Raw genomic sequence first — 21,418 nt, forward strand, 5'->3', positions numbered from 1 at the left:
CAAGAGGGCATATGTAAACGTTATCCAAGCAGGGTGAAAGTGAAAAGGTCTGAAAAGGGTTAAGATATATTCCCTTTTAGCATATCCCTGACTTTTTCAATCTCTTTCAGTTTCACTTCGTAGTCGCCCACTATTTCTGTTTTCAGTTCTTCGAGAATATCATCCAGGGATTTGATGAGGTGATAGATCATCGTCGGTCTGCCTTTTCCTTCTCTGGCGTGCCTGACATCTTTCACCCATTTCCGTTTCATAAGGTCAGATAGGGCAATACTCACCTCGGGTTGGCGCAGATCACATATCCGTTCTATCTCCCTTGAAGTTAGATCATCATCCCGTATCATCAGAACCAGGACCCGGGCAGTATTTTTCTTCAGCCCGATATCCCAGAATAAATCTGCAATTTCCTCTTCCCCCTTAGAAAATTGCAGGAGTGTATGAGTGCCCACCATAGTACACCTGAGTAAGATATGACTGAATACTATATCACAGAAAAGATATAACTTCCCATTGGTATCTCGGTAAAAAAATCCATCATGATCATAATTATTTTTATTTGATTATAATTTCAGATTCTGAAACCATTTACCTGTTGAATTGATAGGTTTGTCATATGTCCTGGTCTATGGGGAGTATTTTTATATAGTGTTGTTAGGAAGTTTACTGAATAGTTCCGTATGAGATATAAGCACCGGGTGAAATTATGTTATTCATTGTAGAGGCTGTTGCATAACTCTCAATCGATAGTACAATGAGGCAAAGCCCATAAATTTCATTGCCAATTAACGTTCCAACCGAATGGAAATTGTGCTCTTGAGGAAACGACATTTTAGTTGTGCAACAATCTCTGTATAGCCAAATTTTTTAGACAAAACTGAGCAAATAATTCGTCTCTCAAAGCATGAAAGATATTGAGGAGGAAACAAAGGGACAGGTCAGGTACGTAAGTATCTACTAAACATTGGGTTAGTATGATACGCTTGTTTTCTTTGAGACGCCTGATGAAAAAACCGCCATAATTATTGCTCTCAAGCGAATGGATAGGAAGGATATCATAACTCTGGTTGCTGTGCCGGGAGATGAAAATCATCCTTCAGGCCCGATTTAATTATCACCATAATAAGCCATGGTAGCTGATAATATCTCTTTCGCTAGACCTGATTTATATATCATAGTCCTTTTTCTCTTTTCCTACAGGGATTTTTCTGAATTAATAAGAGATAATTTTTATATGAGTATCTCAATAATTGTTTTAGAATCAATTATGGCAGATTTACCAATTGCAGCCGTAACTCGTGTTGCCAAAAATGCAGGAGCTGAGCGTGTCGGTGCCGATGCATCAGAGATCCTTGTCCAGAAGACTGAAGAGTTTCTCGGAGAACTTGTTCGTGAAGCGGTAAAGCTTGCAAATCATGCAGGCCGTAAGACCCTCAAGGAAGAAGACATTGAGATGGCTGCAGAAAAGTTCGCCTAACTCTTTTCTCATTTTTCGCGGGTATTTTGGTTACACCTGGATAGAACAGGTGTTTTGTATGAACAGACCGTCCGTCCCTGATTCTTCTTAAAATTTGAGTGGTCCGGTATCGGGAAGCGGTTCCTTAACTCCCATAATCCCTGGATTCATGCGGCCCTTTTCGTTATGCGTTGACACTCTCTGTTCTGATCGTCTGGTCGCGCATATTTTGATTTTCCCGGTCGGCAAAGGAGAGGTCATATGAGTCCCTTCTAAATCGATGTTCCCGACTCTCAAATAAATTGGGTAATTCCTTCCGACTGGAACCGGAGTCCTCGTCTGCTCTTTGCCCTTTGCTCCTTCGAATTTTCCTTATTCAACGTTCGTTTGTCAACTGTTGGAGTCGGGTTTGATCCTATTTTCGCTTCGTTAACCGGCCTCCATCACCGCCATTCTTACCGGCTATCATCGCTTACTCTCCGGGAGGGTATTTGTATCAGGCTTTTCCTGCAATCCCCGGATTTTCCAGTGTATCAGCGTTAAGGTATTGATGAATATGATTCGGTCAGACCTGACGGATGAGGTGATATCAAGTGTGACCGCTTCACCTCATATGGGTGACCGAGAGGATTGGGATGAACGGATCAGGAGTTATTGAGCTGCATCCGGGGAGCGGTTGCTGACATAGCCCACAGATTTAGGGTTACACGTCAGACAGCGTCATGGAATTTGAGTAAAGTTAAAACGATGAGTGATAAGAGGATTCTAGCAGGGAGGTGAAATTGAAAAGTGCGAATTTTTCTAATCCCTCTTAAAAAATTCTACTTTCAGTCTCCTGTAAAAATTGAATCAAATACAATAGGTGATTTTACCAAGAAAAATTTTATATATTGTGAGAAGAGGATGAATCATCTTCATCTCTCTTTTTTTGACGTTCAAGAAGGGACTTCAGAACAAATTCTCGGTCAGTCGGCAACCATTGATGGCGTTCTTTTGTGTAATCGCCAGATCCGTGTTCAAAACTTGAAATAAACATGGCCATATCAATTGGGCCAAGAGCCTTCGATAATGCTTCTATCCCTTCTCGTCGGATTTCACTAATAGTCTTCATGATTCACCTCCATGAGCCAGTTCACAGGATTGGAAACAGAGAATCCCGATTGAGGATTTTTTGATATAATATTTATTATATGATCATCTGTTGTCAAAAAAGTTGCATGAGCAATCCTGGCACATGCACAATGAAGAGCATCAAAAAGATGCATTCCTAATTGCTCAAAAACATTCGCTTGAGAGATAATATCTGAATCTATTGGGATATATTCTTGGATGAGTTCAATATAATTAGATACCGCCGTTTTTCGTTCATACTCTAGTATGTAAGATATCTCTTCATCAATGACAACACTCCCAATTAATGTGTGTTTTCCATTTTTACATAACTCAAGAATTGCTAGTACTGCATCTACTTCAAGGCTTATTCGTTCATGTGTTTTATTATCAAATGGTCTGCAATAACAACAGACATCTAAATATTCTCTCATATTCGCACGTCTTTGAAAGAGGGGGCCTTTTCTTTTCTGTTATTGATATCTGTTCTATTATGCTAATAATCTCATCTTTGTTGTCGCCCTCTGCTCCTTCGTCATTTCCTTCTTCAATCTTCGTTCATCAGCTGTAGATGCCGGGTTCGATCCTATCCTTGCCCGGGTAGCGGCCAACTGTATCGATGCCCCCATATCTGCGGGCCCTCTGGTCTTCCGGGGACATGGTCCAGGGATTATCCTTGGCTCTCGGGTGGGGAGTCCTTATCATCTTCACCGGGATTAGGGCCGTTTTTAATAGTGCATATTCCCCAATCAGATCCCATACGTCTGCAGATGATCATCCAGGAGATCAAGGTATCGGGCATAGATCTCAATCTCATCAGCCATCCGTATGGTTGCCAGAATGAGCACAGAGAAATCCATATTCACAGTAATCTCTCCACAGAACGTATGAGCATATTCAGACAGCATATCTTCTATCCTCTGACAGATCTCCTGTTTTCTCTGCCTGATACAATCAGACCGGCCTCATCATCGGGTGGCATTAAATACTGATTTTCTGCTCGGAAAAAAGAGGAGGGAAGATTATCCACATTCATCTGCTTTGTCCTGCAAGACCGACTACCCAGAATTCTTCGTCATCACCCTATTCATATGTGAATATCTCCTGAACCTTGAGTTTTCGAATCTGCCACACCCACAAAAGTGAGATCCTCATACAGGATATGACCGACAATCCTATCGATACAGCCGGAATTACATACTCACATCCTATCATCTGCTCCAAACTCCATCTCCTCCGTCATGTTCAGATCACCGAGAGTGTCTGATCCATGATTCATCACCTGGCTTCCATCATCACTCTCTGCTCTGGTCAGCAGAATACCGGTCCCGTTTGCATGAATCAGAAACCGTGATGCATTCCCCTGCGAGAGCATCGACGAATACGTTCCCTGGCTCATCAGCCCCAGCACAGCGGTCTCATACCTTGTGAGCGTCGTATTTTCTGGTCTGTCAAAGAGACAACCTCTTACTTCACCGGTTGTATTCGCTCTTGTCGTGGAATACTCAAAAATTCCCATCGGTCCCTGTGATCTGACCAGGGTATTCGTCCGGACCGTCTCACCGGCAAAGAGATCCCTGATAATCATGGCGGCATCACTGGTAGAAAGTCGTTCAGACCATGAGGCTCCCGGCTGCACAACCGATGATGCCACAAATGATGCTCCATTACACGTGATGGAAGAGGTGACTGAATCAGCACCGATCATTATCGGTATGAAAAGAAGAACGAGGAGGAGTATTCCTGCCCTGTTCACCATAGCACCATCTTTTACTAAAATCACATCCGCTCAGGCAAGTGCCGGGACGGTATCTGCCCAGATCTCAATGGCTGTTAGAACTGTAACAGACTCGTAACTGGTGACCTATACCTTGTCCCGCTTGAACGTGACGTTGTACAGTTCACCGTTCGCTGCATGACACTTGAGCGTCACACTAAACCCGTCCTCTGAACTGTCATGAGATCCGACATCGCCCATTGCGGTCTCAAGTGCTTCATCAGCAAGAACATTCGAGACGGTTGTGTCAAACCCGCCTGTTGACGGTGCTCTGATGGCTATCCTGCCTACCTGCTTGCCGTCGTTATTCTCATACACAATAGAGGCTGTTGCATAACTTCAAACAGTTAGTACAATGAGGGAAAAACCAGATTTTTTCCCAACGATTTAAGTTCCAATCGAATGGAAATTGTCCTATTGAGGAAATGACATTTTGGTTATGCAACAGCCTCAATAGTTCCGGAATAGTATTCCGAGCTCTTTGATACCGCCGGAAGAGTCTCCCCACCAGAGGTGTAGGGAGTGCATCCCCATGGGTTATCTGCAAGGATAGTCCCGATGATGGTGTTTAATTCTGCTTTGCTTGCCAGTGGGGAGGATAATTCCCGCACTGAACTTTTCACAACTGATTTTGATACAAAATCTGCCATTGTTCGTGTTCTCTCCTGTCACTTTGTGACTCTTACCTGTTGGAAGGGGATATATGAGAGGCTGAAAAGAGTGGAGAAATGGGGAGTGAATGAATGAGATATTCAGGTTTTACGGGTGATGAAAGTTCCTTATATGAAACATACCGATAAGTGGTAGGCTGGTTTAAGATCAGGCTGTCCGTGTGATTGTTGCTGAAAAATAGAGGCTAAATTGGCACTCATCTGTATTTCCTACCGGATATAACCCGTGAATCAGTTCAAATTGAATACTACCCGAATGTAAATTTTAAATGCAAGTATTGAGGAGGAGATAATTCATATGAAGACAAGGAGCGTGAAAAAAGATCCCGGCAGAGAGGAACAGACGGTGTTTGCCTGAATCCGGATCTATACTTTCCCAAAAAAGGGAGTTACATCCAGGTTATTCTTCTTGAGGAATATATTACCAGCAATTCCCTTCATTCATAACTTTACATCAATAACCATTATCCACACCCGGGGCCCATAATTACCGCCACGGAAAATACATTACAAACGAAATATAATCTATCATCATTCAATAGATAGGACAAGACCATGGCAATTACTATTGATGCAGAATATAATGGGACGGCCTTCATCCCCATAGATACGGTTTCTCTTAAGAAAAATCGAAAATATCGTTTGATTGTTGAAGAGACAACCGATGAAAAAAACCAGACCGCATGGGATATCTTGCAAAATCATATCGGTTCTATAGACGGACCTGAAGACTGGTCTGAAAACCTTGACCACTACCTGTATGGTTCACCTAAAAAAACGAAAAATAATGTGTCTGAATGAATAATTTTTATGGTTGTACCAGATATTCTCTTTCTTGATACTGGTTATTCGTGGGTCTGTTAAACAAAAAGATCCATGGCATAAAACAGCAGCCTCTCTGTTCCCCCTCTGAAAAAGGTGCCTCATACTATAACAACTGAAGCAATTCTCATAGAAACTGGAAATGCATTCGCTTCAATAGACCGTGCACTTGCAATTTCATTTATTGAGAGTTGTTACAATACTCCTTCTCTGGAGATCATCCCTGTGACTTCAAATTTATTTCAGGCAGGATTGGATCTTTATAAAAAGCATCAGGATAAAACCTGGGAAATGACAGATTGTATCTCATTTTCGGTCATGAATGAACTCCATATCCTACACGCTATGACCAATGATGTCCATTTTACTCAGGCAGGTTTTATAGCAATCATGAGAGAGCATGAGATCTCAAATCCATAAAACTTAATTCCGGAGAATGATTGTCAAAACAGTATTTTTTGAAAATATTTCAAACCATCCGTCAATAACAGCAATCATATAGAATTATCGCTTCATTTTCGGCATGGTATGATACAGATTCAATGAGCATTGTATTATTCTGTGTCAATATTGAATTCAAGGTATACTGGTATATCGCTTCAGCGATCATTTGTAATTTCTCTGTGTCCATCTTCTCCTGAAATGTCTTGAAAATTTTTTATAATCAGGAAAATTGGACATCTACACCCCCCACCATAACGTCACCCTCTTCTTTGGCCATTCCCGGATCATCCCCCTGACCTGGGTGACCAGCACGACATACTCATCGGATATGATAATCCGGTTTCCTGGATTCTGATAGGTTCAGGTCAGGAACGGGAAGACCACTCAGAAGCAGGATAAGATCTCCGGATGGGATGGATCTGATAACTCCATTCCCAACCCTGATAACATCAATCATACCATTCTTTCCGGACCTGAGCCGTCCGATCTTTTATACCTGACATGTGATTCCCGTTCTGATGTCACGATGAACGTCATTGTCCACCTCCGTTCCGGGCCTGTTCACGCGAGTAACAGACCGAACAGATACCGGTCTTTGTATCATGATCAAACCTGGAAATTCCTCGCATGTCACAGAGAGAACATCTGCCATAGTCCATCTGCCTCTACCATCCGGGAGATATTCAGCGTTCCCGGCAGGGCGGTAAAGGACAGGCTCACCCTGGCAACCGCCTTTGAATAGCATTTCTGGCAGAGGACATGGGAAACTTTTTCTTCCCCCTTCTCACCTGACGGTTGTTTTTCGATATAATGGACCCATTTTGCTCCACAGATGGCACATGGTCCGGAGTGGATGCCGTGAACCTGGGTATATGCTTCAGGATCAATCGCTTCTATGGTCAGTTGTTCCTGCTCTCTCTTTAGGGGTGGGAGATAATCTGGTCCGGGTGGATCCGGATGTATGTCCCGCCCCTCAGTTTTTGTATCGGATTTGGAAACGACGGATGGATCTTTCTCCTGTTCGTACCCAATATTGTGAGGGGTGGGAACAGAATCCGCAGTGGGTGACAGATAGACAGGTGCAGGTGTTCCATATGCACCCTCATCTTCCCGGCCTTTCGTATTCTTATACATATTATTTTTATTATAAGAGGTATTTTCAGATTCCACTCCTGAATTGTCCGAATCATGAGGGGTGGGAGTTCCCGTCCAACCCGGTTTTTCTCCCGTCCTCCCACTCCCGTGGTCATCGTGGTCAGGGCTCTCCATACTGGTCAGACTCCTCTGAAGAATCAAGCCAGCACCCTCCACCAGATACCCAGTTCTGGTATACCTCATAAATCATCGGTATTTGCATAGAAGGCCGGCTGCCCGTGTGCCTAAGAAGATTCGGACCTATCAGATGAATGAGTAGCGCAATTATTGATCTCCTTGGGCTTTAATTGAGGTTTTGTTCGTGATATGTGGTTTTATATGGTGAGGAACCGGTGTGCATGGATCACCTCAGGGATGTGATTCGACTTTCCGGGTTTGTCGTTATAAACCCCAAAAGTTGTAGGTGAATTTTTTGCACTGTCATGTCTGGTTCGTTATTTCAGGTTTTCCTGCGCTCTCCGTTCCGCATGGGTGGTTTATATGTCCGGAGTTTTGGAGAGTGGTGTTGCCTGAGGGCACATATGAAACGGGTTGATGGGGGGGTGAGATGGGGGTGAGGTAATGTGCATCTCTATGAAAAAATGAATGAGTAAAAGAGATGGCTGAATGGAAGAGAGGAGATGCAGACCGGCTGATTGCCACGCTGCATGAGTGATTGGAACCCCAGGTTTTTGGTTCGGTGACGGTAGCAGAACCGAGTCAGGTTTCCGCTGAAGCAATATTTCATAACTACTCGATGTGGAAGATGAAGATTAATGTATATTTTTCATTCGATCTTCAGAGTTTTACGGGATATGTCTGCAGCCGTATCGTGAATTCCTATGCTTACTAACTGGAATCAAGAATATCTTCCGGCGTTACTCTTTTTTCAGGAGTTTTATTGAAGTCATTATCATACGATAAAAGGGTCAGGTTCTGGCTTTTTGCAAGAGCATATTGATAAGCATCATCGAAATCAAGTCCATAAGAATCAGACGCTCGTGCTAATTCAGGGAGATATTCCGGGAGTAATGATAGTATTCTCAATCCTCCTGGTTTAAACATGTCCTTTGCAAACCGAAGATACAGATCCTTTTTATTTTTATTAAAGAGAAAAAGCCCGATAGAGTGAAAGGAAAAATCGCTGATTGAGCAATTGATATCCGGAGCCTGTAGAATTTGTATCACAACAGAAGCATGTTCTCTTTGTAACAATAATTCCAGGAGGATATTGGTATCAAGGAGGTACATCAGGCCTTCAAGGTGTGGATTTTATGTTGTATCTCTACGGTGGACAGGGACGGCTCATCATCCTCCAGTTCTCCGACCCAGTCAAAAGAGAATTTCTTTTCTGATTGCTGGAACTCCGCATTTAATTCCTCTATATATTGGAGAGCACGCTCTCGCAGGTCCTGGGGAAGATTTTGAATGACTGACTCCACCTGGTCAATGGTTATCATACTTTCATGAAATTATTGAGGATTAGAGGTAATAAGGTATCTGTAAATATGATTTCAATGAGATGAGGAGAATTCTTTCAAATTCATGAAAAACCAATCACTCGAACATTCCATTTTTCAAATTCATATAAGCATTCTGGTTTTTGGTGCATCGAGATGGGAAAGTAGATGAAAGAACAGGAGCTAATAACCTGATTAACCCCGCTGAGATCCACTGTTTTCCAGACGGGTAGATTCTGCGGGGGTTACTTTCTTTTTCCGGTATTTTTTCATTTACCTCGTTGATTGTGACATTGACTGCTATAGTTTCACCTGCCCGGCGTATACATGCCGAGCCTTCAGATGTCTGAAATACCCCCTGATAAGTTCCACCATGCAGGATTAATTCGGGGACCGCAATCCTTTAAAATAAATAAGGAGTTCCGGACCTATCAGATGAATGAGTTACGCAATTATTGATCTCCCTGGGCTTGAATTGAGGTTGTATGCGTGGTATGTGGTTTTATATGGGGAGGAAATGGTGTGCATGGATCACTTCATGTGTGCGATTCGACTTTCCGGGTTTGTCGTTATAGACCCCAAAAGTTGTAGGTGAATTTTTTGCGCTGTCATGTCTGGTTCGTTATTTCAGGTTTTCCTGCGCTCTCCGTCCCGCAGGGGGAGTTTATATGGTTGGAGTTTTGGAGAGGGGTGGGGTAGAAGGACGCATACGAAACGGGTTGATGTTGGGTGAGATGGGGGTGAGGTAAGGTGCATATCTATGAAAAAATGAATGAGTAAAAGAGATGACTGAAGGGAAGAGAGGAGATGCAGACCGGCTGATTGCCACGCTGCATGAGTGATTGGAACCCCAGGTTTTTGGTTCGGTGACGGTAGCAGAACAGAGTCAGGTTTCCGCTGAAGCATTACTTCGGAACTACCCGATGTGGAAGGTGAAGAATTAGTACAGAGTTTTCGGAAATGAACTTTCGTTTCCGTTCCTGGTGGATATTCCTGACAAAAATATATGAATGAGGAAAAGCCGGAATCCGGATTGATCTGCATTCATTAAAGACTCGCATCGACCAGTCGCTTTTGTGGCTTTCCGGATTTATCATACCAAAACCCATGAAGCGGAAGAACAGGCTTGTGGAATTGGGAGACCATCTTCTTTCATACCTTCGATATGAAACGCAATCGCCTCATGCATCTGTTCTTCTGCCTCTTCACGAGTTTTTCCTGTTGCCACACAACCGGGGAGATCCGGGGAGTATGCAGCATAATTTGTCTCAGCCTTCTCAATAACAATCAGAAACCTATACATTATTTTCCCTCCTTGTATCCTGCTTGTTTCCAGATACTATTCAATGTTCCATGTGGCAGTGTATCTGACAGTTTTCCAGGAATAGTAATTCGGCCGGGTTTATCCGGGTGTTTATACTGTCGATGACTTACACGGGTGGCTACAAGATACCAACCATCTACTTCTATAAATTCTATAACCTCTCGAACTTTCATACTTTCTCTCCTCACACAAAAGCCAGGTAACTCTGAACCCCCACATTCAGATCCTTGGCTCACCTCCGCCTATTCTAGTTCCTGTGAAAAGAAATGTGTAACATAATTGGACAGGCACGTCAAATAACTCTCCTTCCACACTCACAGGAGTTACACAGGACCCTATCCATCTGGTTTAGAATATATAAGATCTCGGTTCAGGCCCGGAAATAGTATTCTGCCCCCTGACCCGGTATTAGATAAATAATTGGGCTGTCCCCCGGTTTACAACTGGTATCACAAATTGAATTATAATTGCATTAATAACTTATAATTCCGAACACTCTCCTGCTAACCTTTAAGTGATTAATAATATACTTACTAGAATTCCGACTTCTTCAGGTTCATACCATTATCAGTTGTTATCAGGGGTACAACCCGTTTTTCAGATATATTGAACTTCCGAGAGAATTTTTGGACGGAGGAGAAGTTTTAATCCTTCAATATCTACCAGGTCAACGGGAGCCTGCAGTGCTTCTTCCAATTTTTCTTCCAGCTCCAGAAATCCAAAGATCCTGGGGGGGTATCAAATTCAACAAGGATATCGATGTCGCTATCTGGTGTCTGTTCTCCTCGGATTACAGAGCCGAACAGGCCAAATCTTCTGATATGATATTGGCTGGCTAATTGCGGTTTTATTGTATAGAGTGTTTCAAGAACCGAAGCTGCCTGGGTCATGTTATATCATATGTTCGAATAATCCATAGTTATTTTTACTGTCCTCATCTCGAGATCATTATGAAGCTAAAATATATAATTTTTTAGATATATTACATCCTATATAATAGCAGGTGCTCTATGGTGGGAGGCAATACATCTCAGCAACTCTCTCTGGTGGAAGAGGAGATTGCGGAAATATTCAATGATATCGGGGTGAAACGGAACGCTTCCCGAGTCCTGGTTCTGATGATCAGGGGGTTTGATCTGACTTCACGGGAGATAGAACGTGTCTGTGATATCAGGCAGCCGGAAGTGAGTATTGCTCTTAATGACCTTGAGAAACGAAAATGGGTGAGAAAGGTCGGTCAAAAATCAGAGAATAAGGGGCGGCCTGTTCTGATATATCATTTAGTCAAGTCAGTGGATGACATCCTCGATGAGTTAAAGGAAGTGATTGTCGGAGATTATGATAAGAAATTACATGAGATTGAGAAGGTTAAGGAATTGCTTAAGGAACGGGTTGTAGAGAGAAATTGACATAAAAATAGATTTCTCCAATATGTTCTTTCTATTTCTATGTTCATATTTACCACTGGACTCCGGATAGTGAGATTTTTTCCTCAATAACACTTTCACCCCTCGCCCCTGAAATTCATATGCCCCCTCACCAATGAAGTACCCATGGGTTCAATCAATCAGTATTTTTTCAGTATTCCGGATAATTCATTTTCAATATTCATAGGCTCAAATTCATTTCTCAATAAAATGCTTGATAATGTAACTCAAAAGTTCCCACACCGGAAGATCCAGTATATTTTTTACCAGAACAATCTGGCAGACTTACATATTTCCACTGAAGAAAAGAGAAGGATTGAATTCATAGAGGTGGACAATGCAGTTGATATTTTGGCAATGCTTGAAAGTGATACCGCCAGTAAAATTATCATCGTATGAGGCTGTTGCACAAACACAAAAAAAGCTTAATATAAATTATTAAAGCTTAATTATATATATTATTAAGATCAATATATTATATGTCTCATCGCTATAACATGATTAGAGGATATGGTAATGAACAACAATTTTTACTCCCTGTCAATGCGATGGACTGGCTATCTGAAAATGATATTACTTATGGCATATTAGAAATTCTTTCGATTCTCGATATTAGTCCATTTATTAATAAATATCGTGACGATGGTCGCGGTTCTGCCTTTTTTGATCCTCGTTCAATGCTTGGAATAATAATTTATTCAATGATTCGTGGAGAAAAATCTAGCAGAAAAATTGAGATGTGCTGCCATTATGATATTGGATATCGGATCGTCGCCAATAATCTTACACCTGACCATACAACGATCTATCGTTTCAAGAAGAATAATTCAAAAGAAATCAAATCCCTTTTTAAACAATTATCTCAAATTATCGTAGAATCCGGGATAGCAAGAATCGGTGTCCTAGCCCTCGATGGATCAAAATTTGGCTGTAATGCCTCTTTATCAGCCAATAAAAAATTAAAATACCTTGAAGCAGAGCTAGGTCGGCTTTTTGATGAATCACAGGAAATTGATGAGTTAGAAAACGATGATATAAATATTCAGGATATGGAGATTAACCGACTACCTGAGCATCTTTCAACAAAAGAAAAACGAAAGGAAGTTCTTAATCGGGCTAAAGAGAAATTAATTGAACGACATGATATCGAATCTAAAAAACAAGAAGAAAAGATTCTGGACCGCGAAAAAGAAGAATTAGAATCGGGTAAAAAGAAACGAGGTAGAAAGCCTTTAGAGCCTAAAAAAGAGCCATCTTCAGATTCAAAAGTAAATCTCACTGATCCTGAAAGTCAGATAATGTCAACCACCAATGGCTGGATTCAAGGGTATAATGGGCAGATTATCGTTTCTGAAAATCAATTTATCCTCGCTGCAATGATATCAGATGAGCAAAACGATAAAAAATTATTAATACCTATGCTAAATGAACTCGAAGACCTTTTTACGGGTATTCATCCATCAATTTCGCCTAATATACTACTATCTGATGCAGGTTATTTCTCATACCCGAATTCTTTAGCAGAATTGGATTATGGCATTCAACTCATCATCCCTCCTTCTAAAGAAAGAAAAATTCCAGAATATTCAGATAATGATGGGTATATCTCACGAATGGAAATGATATGTCGGGCGATTTGTATGGGAGAAATAATCACATTTCCGGAATTGCAAAGTATCGGGACGTTTGTTTGGCAATCTTTTATGAACAGAGAGAAACAAGCAACAACTCAGGAAATTTGTAAACGAGTTATGGAAGTACGTGTGAAATCCCCCACTGGTAGAGAGTTATATCGAAAACGAAAATACATGGTCGAACCAGTTTTTGGTAATATGAAACATAATATGAGGTTTAGGAGTTTCTCTCAAAAAGGGAAAGAGAATTGCGAGGGAGAATTCTTTTTAGCTGCATTAGTGCATAATATAAAAAAACTTATCAGATTTGAGGGTATAGTTAAAATTAAAGAATTTGCTACGAATATTATAAAACCGTCAAGAGGTTCAGGTTTTTCCTATATTTTTGCAAACACAGTATGTAAAGTGGGAATTGATACATGCAGGTTCATACATCAATTAGTCTATTTTGGTTGATAGCTTAAGGGGTAGAGATCGATCATTTGTGATCCTGCATGATATTGATCATTGGTGCAACACCCTCTGAAGGCTGCTTCGTTATAGGCACGTATATTATAGGCGTTGTCAATATATATAGATCTTTCTATAATAAAAGTTAACTGCGTAACTCCTATTAATTTTTCGTTTATCTGCCCCGTTCTTGAACCAGATGACACCGTTCCGGTCAAAGTACGGTTTATCCTGTCCTTTGGGTATGGTGAGAATGATAACGACCCGATCATTTCCGATAAAGACGTTCTCCGTTTTAACAGTTAACGGGCTTTTGATACTTTGTGAGGCAGTGTTGCTAATGAGCTGGTTAATCCGGGATACGTCAGAAGAGGTCAGTCGGGGGATTGTTCCGTCGTCAGCGACTCCGATATAAATAATCTCTCCTTCGGCGTTTGCAAACGCTGCCATCTCTGCTGCCAGGGAATCTGGGCTGGTGATATTTTGTTTGAACTGGCGGGTGGCTGTCTTCGCCGAGAGAGATTTGGGATAAGAGAGTGTTAGGGATCATGAAACAAAATTAAGGGATTAATCCATTTTATTCAACAAAACATTCACAAATTGTTTAAACATTACCATAGAGGTTGTTGCACAACTAAAATGTCGTTTCCTCAAGAGCACAATTTCCATTCGGTTGGAACGTTAATTGGCAATGAAATTTATGGGCTTTGCCTCATTGTACTATTGGTTTAGAGTTATGCAACAGCCTCTAGATTCTGACGAGAAAAGAATTTTTTAAAATTTAATGCGAGGAGCCGGATTTGAACCGGCGAACCCCTACGGGATTAGGCCCTGAACCTAACGCCTTTGACCTGGCTCGGCGATCCTCGCTTAATAAAAGACTGACAATCGTACCTGACTCTGACAAATCAGAGACAATCGTGCCTATACAGATTAGTGTTCTCCAATAATAAGGATTCGGAAAGAATCCTGAAATCCCTTACGACTCCTGATATCTCCGAAGTTCCCTCTCTCTCAGTTCTCCTCGTTTAATTTTCCCAGAGAGCGTTTTTGGAAGTTCCTCTACAAACTCAATGATACGGGGATACTTGTACGGAGCCGTCACTTTTTTGACATGCTTCTGAATATCGCGGATAAGCTGGTCTGATGGTTCATATCCTGCCTTCAGAACGATAAAAGCCTTAATGACCATACCCCGGATGGGATCCGGAGAGCCGACCACCGCGGATTCCTGAACAGACGGGTGCTCCTGAAGAGCGCTCTCTACCTCAAATGGACCGATACGATATCCTGAACTCTTGATAACGTCATCATCCCTGCCAACGAACCAGAAATAACCGTCCTCGTCCATGTAGGCCTTATCGCCGGTGTAGTAAAATCCGTTCTTAAACACATCTGCATTTGCTTCCGGATTATCCAGGTATTCAACAAAGAGACCGACCGGCCGGGGGTTGAGATTGATCGCTATCCGCCCTTCAGTCCCCTGGGGGACTGGGTTTCCATCTTCATCATGCAGTTCAATCTTCCAGCCTGGCGATGGTTTACCCATGGATCCTGGTTTATGCACCATACATGGGAAAGTGGCAACACAGCAGCAGGTTTCACTCTGCCCATATCCTTCATAAATTGGAAGACCGGTCTCTTCCTGCCAGATTCTGATGACTTCAGGATTTAAGGGTTCCCCTGCTGAAATACAGTGGCGGAGAGAGCGGAGATCATATTTTGCAAGGTCGGCGATGATAAGCATCCGGTAGATAGTCGGCGGGCAACAGAACGTTGAGATCTCATATTTTTCAATAAGCGGAAGCAGCTCGGTCGCCTTGAATTTCCCTCTGGCATCGTAAACAAATACACAGGCCCCTATTATCCACTGACCGAATATCTTACCCCATCCGCACTTTGCCCAGCCGGTATCTGATGAGGTAAAGTGCAGGTCATTACTGTTCAAGTCCTGCCAGAGACGTGCCGTGACAATATGCCCGAGCGGGTGCGAGTGGTTATGGAGCACCATCTTCGGCTCACCGGTCGTCCCTGAAGTAAAGTAGATGAGCATCGGGTCAGATGCATGTGTCTTTTGGGTTATCGGCATGCTGATTGCAGACCTGGAGACCGGGGCCGGGTAAAAGAGTTCATACTGATAACTGATCCAGTTTGGCAGTTCACCATCAATCAGCATCCGGTGCTTTAATGTCGGGCAGAACCTGCAGATCTTTTCAACCTTGTCTGCATTCTCGGTGTCAGTAATAATAAATTCAAATTTACCTGCATTAATCCGGTATTGCAGATCCTTTGATGTCAGCATGGTCGGGGCAGGACAGAAGACTGCACCTAGTTTGATTAGGGCGATGACAAAGATCCACCATTCAGGGATCCGGTGGAGCATGAGCATCACTCGGTCACCCTTTTTAACTCCGTATTTTATAAGAATATTTGCCGCTTCAACCGAGAGATTCCGGAGATCCCGGAAGGTATATTTCTTCTCCTGACCATCCTGGCTTACCCAAATCATTGCCAATTTGTTCCGGTCGGTCTCTGCCCATTTGTCTATGACATCAAATCCGAAATTATAGAACTCAGGCACATCAATCCTGAACGTTTCAACAAATTCATCATATGATGTCATCTGATGAGGGATCTCATGTTTCATTCGTACCAAAGGTTACGCGTACTGCTTTAATATACCATTGAAGAATGAAACGATGAATTATCACCGCCATTGTGAAAGACCTTTTTAGGTCAACTATCTACATGAAGGATTCACCGCCAAATTGAGGGAATTGTCCATTAGTATTATGGTATGGAAAACCCCATGATATCTGGAATGGAAGATAAACGATACGATAGCCTGAAGATTGAAAATATAGTTGCGTCAGGGGCTATTGCAGATTCAATAGATTTAGAGATAATTTCAAAAAATATCGATGGATGTGAACTGAATACAAAACGATTCCCTGGAGCGGTCTATCGGATTGAAAATCCGAAGATTGCATCACTCATCTTTTCTTCCGGAAAGGTGGTGCTGACCGGCATCAGGGATACCGACTCACTAGACAAAGGTCTTCTTCTCATTATTGATAAGATGAAAAATGCCGGTATCACCTGCTTTGATGAACCACGGGTTGCAATCACAAATATTGTTTGTTCCTATGATATCGGGAACAAGATCAACCTGAATAAAGTTGTGATGACCTTAAATCTTGAGAATATTGAATATGAACCTGAACAGTTCCCAGGGCTTGTCTACCGTATCAGTGATCCAAAAATTGTTGCACTCCTTTTCTCATCCGGAAAGATCATCCTGACCGGTGGAAAGAACATGGAAGATATTAAAAAGGGTCTGAATTTCCTCGAGCAGAAGCTCGGGAACATAATGTAATTTTTACTGCCAGAACCGGTGGGTTTTTACAAAATTTCGTTCCGCTTTTAAAATCTCCCGCATGAGGGCATCACCACTCGTATAGGTAGCCAGGATTCTCGATGCAGTTTCTGGCCCGACGCCTTTTGCCGAGAGAATGATTATCGCTTTTTTCCCGCTTGAGAGAACCATATTCGCATTTCTGATAAGCTTCTGTTCTATAGCTTTTTCTTCCTGATTTTTTGTCTTTTTATTTGCAATTGAATAGAGCTCAGTCTCGTAGGGTTTCAGTGCTGCAATGAGCCTGGCACCACAATTCCCGCAGACCGGTTGATCCGGAACTCTTGCTACCACGGTTTTACTCTTCCATTTCCGACAGTTCATACAGGCAAGCAGCACCTCCTGCCTGTCCAGACGAGTTTTCAGTGCAGATATTACTGCCTGATCAGCGGTTGGCGGAGGTATCTGGTCACGGGACGAGGAAAAGAGGGCTGCACCTCCTATCATACTGGGCGGGCTGGTTACAACCTGAATCTCCCCTGCATGAATGGCCCTCATGATCCCGATCGCATGGGAGACATCCATGTATCGTGTAAAGAGTTCGCGGTAGGTCTCTTCCTGGATCTGGGGATGAGAGAGCAGATCGGCAAGGCGGTGAAGGCTCAGTCGTTCATAATCCGCATCAGGGTCTATGGCTCCGAACTTCTTTGAGATCTGAACCAGTTTCCACTTGAAAAGTGAGGTTCGTTTCATGGCCAGTTCAAGAATCCCCCTGATGTGGTCAGGATCAAGACTGGTCAGGATATCCCTGACATCAGCAACGGAGATCTCCCTTGGCACCCGGAGCAGGATCCGGTAGGCATCCAGTTCAAGTCCGATAGTCGAGCCAAACCTGGCAGACAGCAGTATCGACAGGACCCGGCCGATTGCCTCATTGGTCTGATGACCGGCACAGACGTTTAAGACCACAACTTCTTCAGAGTATTCAATCGTAAGGATCTGGTCGGTAGGGATGATTCCGTGATTTTTTTGGACCAGGTCAAGAAATCCGTTTGCAAATGCGATAGAAGCCTGGTCTTCTGTATATCGTTCAAATTCCCTGGTCCGGCGAAGTCTTCCAACCTCCCGTGCGATCTCATATGGGACCGGTATCTGCTCACCCTCCCATGATGGAAGTTCGCCATCGGCGTTTCGTGCCGGTTCAACGGTGACTTTTCCCTCTTCAAGATCCAGAACACGCCAAAGCTGACCTCGTGCAATGAAAACCGCTCCGGTGTGAAGCGAGGTTATAATAAATGACTCATCAAGCGTCCCGACGGTTCTCCTGGTAACAATATCATATACCGGAAATTTCCGCTCATCCGGAATCATAGAGAGGTTCCCTGAGAGATACCGTCGTGCCCTGCTGGTCGTGATGATCCGGTTCCCATCCCTGCGGATGAGGTAATGTTCTGTTAATTGCCCGATAATGGCCTCAAGTGTCTCAACATCGCGAATCCCGACAGAAGATTTGGATATAATGGAGAAGATATCGTCAATGGATAGTTCCCCATATTCAACAGCAATCGCTGCAATTTGGTTTCCTATGACATCTCCGGCCTGATAAGAGGGGATAACGTCTTCCACGGCTCCCTGTCTGGCACGGGATGCGATCACCAGTGATTCACAGAGGTCGTCAAAACCGCAGGTAATAATAGTACCTTTGGAGACCTTGCCGATCTGATGACCTGCTCTGCCGATACGCTGAACCAGTCTGCTGACCTCACGGGGTGATCCAAACTGGATGACATGTTCCACATGACCAATGTCAATCCCGAGTTCCATAGAAGATGTGCAGATGAGAGTTTTTATCTCTCCCCGTTTGAACCGGTCTTCTGCTTCAATACGAACTTCCCTGGAGAGTGAACCATGATGGACATCGACATCACCGTCTCTCATCAGGGCATGACCCAGTGATTCTGCCGTTGACCGGGTGTTGACAAAAATAAGGGTTGATGGTCCTTTTTTTGTATGTCTCCGGACGGCATTCACCTGGCTGTCAAACTTTTCTCCGGTTATTTCAACTTTGATATCAAGATATTTCGCAACCGGAACCTCGACAATTGAGCATGGTCTCTCTCCGGCGAGAAAACCGGCAATCTCCTCCGGGTTACCAACCGTGGCAGAAAGACCAATCCTTTGAAATTCTCCGGCATACCTGACAAGCCGTTCAAGGGCTATGACCAGCTGGGCACCCCTCTTCGTCCCCGCAAGGTCATGGATTTCATCAACAATTACATATCTGACCGATCGGAGATGTTCTCTCAGACGTTTTCCCATAAAGAGGGCCTGGACGGTTTCAGGCGTAGTCACCAGCAGGTCAGGAGGATGAAGGACTTGTTTTCTTCGTTCTGCCTGCGATGTATCACCATGTCTGACCCCGCTTGTAAGCCCGAGGTTCTGACACCACCATTCCATCCTCCGCAGAATGTCCCGGTTTAAGGCCCTGAGCGGGGTGATATATAATGTGGTAAATCCTTTGCCTTCTGTAGCCAGCATGCCGCTTAATACCGGGATCATGGCACTTTCAGTCTTGCCTGTTCCTGTTGGTGCGATCAGGAGCAGATGATCTCCCTGTAAAATCTTTGGTATCGCCTGCTGCTGAACTTCGGAGAGTTCTGAAAATCCCCGGTCCCTGATGACATCCAGTATCCGGGTATCAAGCTGGTGTGTCTTTTTCATAGGCAAGATGGGAGTGGAGATCTCCTGCATATGTTCCATCTGGCAGCAGAATCTCTGCTGATTCAATGTGGAGTGACCTGGACAGTGGTGAGAAGGGGGATCGGAATGTCTTTTCTATCCCATATCCGGTCAGTTCATTACATGATGGAACCATCAGGAGTCTGGTCCTTCCCTCTTCATCAGGGTCTTGTGTAAATATATGCTCATCTATCTCTCCCAGGATAAAACAGGGAGACTTCAAGGCAACTCCGACCTGGTCTGTCAGTGATACCACTGGGTGATGATGGCCGCACAGGATAAGATGACCCTGAAGGTCAGGATCAGGAATTGTATGACCATGCAGGATCCCTATTGATCCTATAAGAGACCCTTCTTTCTTCCTCAATTCTTCAGGCTTTAAAAATTCCTCAATTCCCGGATCATGATTCCCTGGAGTGACGATAAAGGGGATGATCTTTCGGATAGCTGAAAAGAGACTGCCGAGTTCAAAAAACTCCTGGTACGATGTCCCCGGAATACGGTGCTTAATGTCACCTAGGATCACCATCAGATCAGGCTGTGCCTCGGTTATGAGATCACAGATACGACGAATACGATCCTGCCCACGGGTTCTGATATGAAACCCATATTTTTGCAGTTCATGCTCAATACCCATATGAATATCGGCAAGAAAAAGGATCCTTTGTTCTTCTTCCACCAGCACACCTGGACCAGATGGAAAAAATTCAATATTCATCAGATTTGTCAGAGGAGCTTTATATATCCGGGTGCCGGTTGATAGACTTCATCTTCCGCTACAAGATTTCGAATGGTATTTCTGACCAGTTCATCAGCAAGGGCTGCACGCCGTGTGTATTTCTGGATGTCGTCGATATGAATCCCGCGTGGACCTGAATATTCCTTTATTATTGACAGGATAAGTTCTGCAGGATCCACAGGTGGTCCTGGTTCTTTTATAACTCCCAGTGCTTTCTCCGCTCGTTCAGCAAATCCTGTCAAATGTCCGTACTGGATATGATAGTGGGTTTGTGCTTCCCGCATTTCTTCATTCAAATCACCGGAAAGAAGACCTTTTCGCAGTTCATGAAGCCGGTTAAGGAGAGAACCAGCCGCAGCTTGAATCCATATATCCCGGTCCTGCTTTGTTGCTATTCTGCATGTCTCAACTATCCATCGTATCGTTCTGTTATCTGATCCTGTATTTTTCTCCGGATGGGCAGTAACACTCAGAAACAAGGGAGGAACCAGATCTGCGGGTTCCAGAGAGTCGAGTGTCTGAGGTTTTATTATAAGACTGACTGCTCCGGTTGGGTCTGCAATCCTGATGATTTCTCCCTGTCTGCCAGGTTCATAGCTGGTCAGAGCTCCCGTAAGCCAAATCTTCTGAATATTACCTCCGGTAGGTGTGAGGATACGGGAGAGCTGTTCTTTTTGCGCAATCAGGTAATCGGTCTGTTCCAGTTCAAATGAAAATATGGGAATATATGCCGGAAGCAGGTCTGGTGCCGCATTTGACATTCTGATATGATCTGTAAGTGTCACGTATGTATTTTTTATAGGTGGTACTGACTATTAGATGCATTGGTAAAGCCCTGCGCTTGCTGAAACATGTATGATGTCATGAATTATGGAAAATAGC

At 43.4% G+C, this 21,418-nt stretch carries 26 protein-coding genes and 1 tRNA gene; 7 read left to right on the plus strand and 20 right to left on the minus strand.

The window, feature by feature from the left end; genetic code table 11:
* Window positions 1-59: 59 nt before the first annotated feature.
* On the minus strand, window positions 60-449 hold the full coding sequence (locus MHUN_RS03000; RefSeq protein WP_011447621.1) for a MarR family transcriptional regulator: 390 nt from the start codon (window positions 447-449) through the stop codon (window positions 60-62).
* An 812-nt stretch (window positions 450-1,261) separates the two neighbouring features.
* Here MHUN_RS03000 and MHUN_RS03005 point away from each other — a divergent pair.
* Window positions 1,262-1,471: a histone family protein gene (locus MHUN_RS03005; RefSeq protein ID WP_011447622.1), complete on the plus strand. Its 210-nt coding sequence runs from the start codon at window positions 1,262-1,264 to the stop codon at window positions 1,469-1,471.
* Window positions 1,472-2,333: 862 nt separating this feature from the next.
* Here the strand turns inward: MHUN_RS03005 and MHUN_RS03010 are convergent.
* The 6 genes from MHUN_RS03010 to MHUN_RS03030 all read right to left on the minus strand — a co-directional run bounded on the left by MHUN_RS03010 (window position 2,334) and on the right by MHUN_RS03030 (window position 4,987).
* Window positions 2,334-2,561 (minus strand): hypothetical protein, encoded by a 228-nt coding sequence (locus tag MHUN_RS03010; RefSeq protein WP_011447623.1) that lies wholly within the window; start codon window positions 2,559-2,561, stop codon window positions 2,334-2,336.
* Complete coding sequence (locus MHUN_RS03015; protein ID WP_011447624.1) at window positions 2,548-2,994, minus strand: hypothetical protein; 447 nt, start codon at window positions 2,992-2,994, stop codon at window positions 2,548-2,550. Before MHUN_RS03015 ends, MHUN_RS03010 begins: the two co-directional genes overlap by 14 nt.
* Before the next feature lie 315 nt (window positions 2,995-3,309).
* Entirely contained in the window at window positions 3,310-3,468 is a 159-nt protein-coding gene (locus MHUN_RS18905) for a hypothetical protein (protein WP_158498146.1), read from the minus strand.
* Window positions 3,469-3,761: 293 nt separating this feature from the next.
* On the minus strand, window positions 3,762-4,343 hold the full coding sequence (locus tag MHUN_RS03020; protein ID WP_143709337.1) for a hypothetical protein: 582 nt from the start codon (window positions 4,341-4,343) through the stop codon (window positions 3,762-3,764).
* Window positions 4,344-4,424: 81 nt separating this feature from the next.
* Entirely contained in the window at window positions 4,425-4,655 is a 231-nt protein-coding gene (locus MHUN_RS03025) for a hypothetical protein (RefSeq protein ID WP_011447626.1), read from the minus strand.
* 119 nt (window positions 4,656-4,774) lie between these two features.
* Window positions 4,775-4,987 (minus strand): hypothetical protein, encoded by a 213-nt coding sequence (locus tag MHUN_RS03030; RefSeq protein ID WP_239441561.1) that lies wholly within the window; start codon window positions 4,985-4,987, stop codon window positions 4,775-4,777.
* Window positions 4,988-5,563: 576 nt separating this feature from the next.
* Here MHUN_RS03030 and MHUN_RS03035 point away from each other — a divergent pair.
* Window positions 5,564-5,809, plus strand: coding sequence for an antitoxin AF2212-like protein (locus tag MHUN_RS03035; protein ID WP_011447627.1), 246 nt, complete (start codon window positions 5,564-5,566; stop codon window positions 5,807-5,809).
* 117 nt (window positions 5,810-5,926) lie between these two features.
* A complete protein-coding gene (locus MHUN_RS03040) occupies window positions 5,927-6,250 on the plus strand; it encodes a type II toxin-antitoxin system VapC family toxin (RefSeq protein WP_052288807.1) in 324 nt (107 codons plus the stop codon).
* Between the two features lie 343 nt (window positions 6,251-6,593).
* Here MHUN_RS03040 and MHUN_RS19400 read toward each other — a convergent pair whose 3' ends face one another.
* The 7 genes from MHUN_RS19400 to MHUN_RS18115 all read right to left on the minus strand — a co-directional run bounded on the left by MHUN_RS19400 (window position 6,594) and on the right by MHUN_RS18115 (window position 11,082).
* Window positions 6,594-6,731: a hypothetical protein gene (locus MHUN_RS19400; RefSeq protein ID WP_239441562.1), complete on the minus strand. Its 138-nt coding sequence runs from the start codon at window positions 6,729-6,731 to the stop codon at window positions 6,594-6,596.
* Window positions 6,732-6,904: 173 nt separating this feature from the next.
* On the minus strand, window positions 6,905-7,543 hold the full coding sequence (locus MHUN_RS03045) for a hypothetical protein (protein ID WP_011447628.1): 639 nt from the start codon (window positions 7,541-7,543) through the stop codon (window positions 6,905-6,907).
* A 714-nt stretch (window positions 7,544-8,257) separates the two neighbouring features.
* Window positions 8,258-8,659, minus strand: coding sequence for a PIN domain-containing protein (locus MHUN_RS03055; protein ID WP_011447629.1), 402 nt, complete (start codon window positions 8,657-8,659; stop codon window positions 8,258-8,260).
* Window positions 8,659-8,868, minus strand: a complete 210-nt coding sequence (locus MHUN_RS03060) for a DUF2281 domain-containing protein (protein ID WP_048067242.1) — start codon at window positions 8,866-8,868, stop codon at window positions 8,659-8,661. The genes MHUN_RS03055 and MHUN_RS03060 overlap by 1 nt, the downstream gene beginning before the upstream one ends.
* Before the next feature lie 1,093 nt (window positions 8,869-9,961).
* Window positions 9,962-10,171 carry a type II toxin-antitoxin system HicB family antitoxin gene (locus MHUN_RS03070; protein WP_011447630.1) on the minus strand — a complete coding sequence of 70 codons (210 nt, stop codon included), beginning with the start codon at window positions 10,169-10,171 and terminating at the stop codon, window positions 9,962-9,964.
* Window positions 10,171-10,365, minus strand: coding sequence for a type II toxin-antitoxin system HicA family toxin (locus MHUN_RS03075; protein WP_011447631.1), 195 nt, complete (start codon window positions 10,363-10,365; stop codon window positions 10,171-10,173). The genes MHUN_RS03070 and MHUN_RS03075 overlap by 1 nt, the downstream gene beginning before the upstream one ends.
* Window positions 10,366-10,851: 486 nt before the next feature.
* Window positions 10,852-11,082 carry a nucleotidyltransferase family protein gene (locus MHUN_RS18115; RefSeq protein ID WP_011447632.1) on the minus strand — a complete coding sequence of 77 codons (231 nt, stop codon included), beginning with the start codon at window positions 11,080-11,082 and terminating at the stop codon, window positions 10,852-10,854.
* A 120-nt stretch (window positions 11,083-11,202) separates the two neighbouring features.
* Between MHUN_RS18115 and MHUN_RS03080 the strand changes: the two genes are divergently transcribed.
* From MHUN_RS03080 to MHUN_RS03090, 3 genes are all read left to right on the plus strand, one after another.
* Window positions 11,203-11,601 carry a MarR family transcriptional regulator gene (locus tag MHUN_RS03080; protein ID WP_011447633.1) on the plus strand — a complete coding sequence of 133 codons (399 nt, stop codon included), beginning with the start codon at window positions 11,203-11,205 and terminating at the stop codon, window positions 11,599-11,601.
* Window positions 11,602-11,745: 144 nt separating this feature from the next.
* Window positions 11,746-12,018, plus strand: coding sequence for a hypothetical protein (locus MHUN_RS03085; protein WP_011447634.1), 273 nt, complete (start codon window positions 11,746-11,748; stop codon window positions 12,016-12,018).
* An 80-nt stretch (window positions 12,019-12,098) separates the two neighbouring features.
* Window positions 12,099-13,709, plus strand: a complete 1,611-nt coding sequence (locus tag MHUN_RS03090; RefSeq protein WP_011447087.1) for an IS1182-like element ISMhu2 family transposase — start codon at window positions 12,099-12,101, stop codon at window positions 13,707-13,709.
* Between the two features lie 108 nt (window positions 13,710-13,817).
* On the opposite strand, the gene MHUN_RS03095 is transcribed toward MHUN_RS03090, so the two are convergent.
* The 3 genes from MHUN_RS03095 to MHUN_RS03105 all read right to left on the minus strand — a co-directional run bounded on the left by MHUN_RS03095 (window position 13,818) and on the right by MHUN_RS03105 (window position 16,326).
* Entirely contained in the window at window positions 13,818-14,153 is a 336-nt protein-coding gene (locus MHUN_RS03095; RefSeq protein ID WP_048067244.1) for an AlbA family DNA-binding domain-containing protein, read from the minus strand.
* Between the two features lie 335 nt (window positions 14,154-14,488).
* Window positions 14,489-14,573, minus strand: a tRNA-Leu gene (locus MHUN_RS03100).
* A gap of 109 nt (window positions 14,574-14,682) precedes the next feature.
* Window positions 14,683-16,326 carry an AMP-binding protein gene (locus tag MHUN_RS03105; protein WP_143709338.1) on the minus strand — a complete coding sequence of 548 codons (1,644 nt, stop codon included), beginning with the start codon at window positions 16,324-16,326 and terminating at the stop codon, window positions 14,683-14,685.
* 198 nt (window positions 16,327-16,524) lie between these two features.
* On the opposite strand from MHUN_RS03105, the gene MHUN_RS03110 reads away from it, so the two are divergent.
* A complete protein-coding gene (locus MHUN_RS03110; RefSeq protein ID WP_048067245.1) occupies window positions 16,525-17,079 on the plus strand; it encodes a TATA-box-binding protein in 555 nt (184 codons plus the stop codon).
* A gap of 3 nt (window positions 17,080-17,082) precedes the next feature.
* On the opposite strand, the gene MHUN_RS03115 is transcribed toward MHUN_RS03110, so the two are convergent.
* Genes MHUN_RS03115 through MHUN_RS03125 form a run of 3 tightly spaced genes read right to left on the minus strand, consistent with a single transcriptional unit; the run spans window position 17,083 to window position 21,321 of the window.
* Window positions 17,083-19,779, minus strand: a complete 2,697-nt coding sequence (locus tag MHUN_RS03115; RefSeq protein WP_011447637.1) for a DEAD/DEAH box helicase — start codon at window positions 19,777-19,779, stop codon at window positions 17,083-17,085.
* Complete coding sequence (locus tag MHUN_RS03120; protein WP_011447638.1) at window positions 19,757-20,476, minus strand: metallophosphoesterase; 720 nt, start codon at window positions 20,474-20,476, stop codon at window positions 19,757-19,759. Before MHUN_RS03120 ends, MHUN_RS03115 begins: the two co-directional genes overlap by 23 nt.
* Window positions 20,477-20,523: 47 nt before the next feature.
* The gene (locus tag MHUN_RS03125; RefSeq protein WP_143709339.1) at window positions 20,524-21,321 is read right to left on the minus strand and encodes a hypothetical protein; all 798 of its coding nucleotides are present in this window, start codon (window positions 21,319-21,321) and stop codon (window positions 20,524-20,526) included.
* Window positions 21,322-21,418: the final 97 nt, after the last annotated feature.

The organism is Methanospirillum hungatei JF-1 (assembly GCF_000013445.1).
Taxonomy (GTDB): Archaea; Halobacteriota; Methanomicrobia; order Methanomicrobiales; family Methanospirillaceae; genus Methanospirillum; species Methanospirillum hungatei.

Bases quoted from the DNA above. Each gene is read 5' to 3' on its own strand.
- MHUN_RS03110 (WP_048067245.1), top strand. From the start codon at position 16,525: ATGGAAGATAAACGATACGATAGCCTGAAGATTGAAAATATAGTTGCG.
- MHUN_RS03095 (WP_048067244.1), bottom strand. From the start codon at position 14,153: ATGGCAGCGTTTGCAAACGCCGAAGGAGAGATTATTTATATCGGAGTC.
- MHUN_RS03090 (WP_011447087.1), top strand. From the start codon at position 12,099: ATGTCTCATCGCTATAACATGATTAGAGGATATGGTAATGAACAACAA.
- MHUN_RS03005 (WP_011447622.1), top strand. From the start codon at position 1,262: ATGGCAGATTTACCAATTGCAGCCGTAACTCGTGTTGCCAAAAATGCA.
- MHUN_RS03115 (WP_011447637.1), bottom strand. From the start codon at position 19,779: ATGAAAAAGACACACCAGCTTGATACCCGGATACTGGATGTCATCAGG.
- MHUN_RS18905 (WP_158498146.1), bottom strand. From the start codon at position 3,468: ATGCTGTCTGAATATGCTCATACGTTCTGTGGAGAGATTACTGTGAAT.
- MHUN_RS18115 (WP_011447632.1), bottom strand. From the start codon at position 11,082: ATGACCCAGGCAGCTTCGGTTCTTGAAACACTCTATACAATAAAACCG.
- MHUN_RS03055 (WP_011447629.1), bottom strand. From the start codon at position 8,659: ATGTACCTCCTTGATACCAATATCCTCCTGGAATTATTGTTACAAAGA.
- MHUN_RS03075 (WP_011447631.1), bottom strand. From the start codon at position 10,365: ATGAAAGTTCGAGAGGTTATAGAATTTATAGAAGTAGATGGTTGGTAT.
- MHUN_RS03030 (WP_239441561.1), bottom strand. From the start codon at position 4,987: ATGGCAGATTTTGTATCAAAATCAGTTGTGAAAAGTTCAGTGCGGGAA.
- MHUN_RS19400 (WP_239441562.1), bottom strand. From the start codon at position 6,731: ATGATTGATGTTATCAGGGTTGGGAATGGAGTTATCAGATCCATCCCA.
- MHUN_RS03070 (WP_011447630.1), bottom strand. From the start codon at position 10,171: ATGTATAGGTTTCTGATTGTTATTGAGAAGGCTGAGACAAATTATGCT.
- MHUN_RS03000 (WP_011447621.1), bottom strand. From the start codon at position 449: ATGGTGGGCACTCATACACTCCTGCAATTTTCTAAGGGGGAAGAGGAA.
- MHUN_RS03045 (WP_011447628.1), bottom strand. From the start codon at position 7,543: ATGGAGAGCCCTGACCACGATGACCACGGGAGTGGGAGGACGGGAGAA.
- MHUN_RS03060 (WP_048067242.1), bottom strand. From the start codon at position 8,868: ATGATAACCATTGACCAGGTGGAGTCAGTCATTCAAAATCTTCCCCAG.
- MHUN_RS03010 (WP_011447623.1), bottom strand. From the start codon at position 2,561: ATGAAGACTATTAGTGAAATCCGACGAGAAGGGATAGAAGCATTATCG.
- MHUN_RS03035 (WP_011447627.1), top strand. From the start codon at position 5,564: ATGGCAATTACTATTGATGCAGAATATAATGGGACGGCCTTCATCCCC.
- MHUN_RS03080 (WP_011447633.1), top strand. From the start codon at position 11,203: ATGGTGGGAGGCAATACATCTCAGCAACTCTCTCTGGTGGAAGAGGAG.
- MHUN_RS03015 (WP_011447624.1), bottom strand. From the start codon at position 2,994: ATGAGAGAATATTTAGATGTCTGTTGTTATTGCAGACCATTTGATAAT.
- MHUN_RS03085 (WP_011447634.1), top strand. From the start codon at position 11,746: ATGGGTTCAATCAATCAGTATTTTTTCAGTATTCCGGATAATTCATTT.
- MHUN_RS03105 (WP_143709338.1), bottom strand. From the start codon at position 16,326: ATGACATCATATGATGAATTTGTTGAAACGTTCAGGATTGATGTGCCT.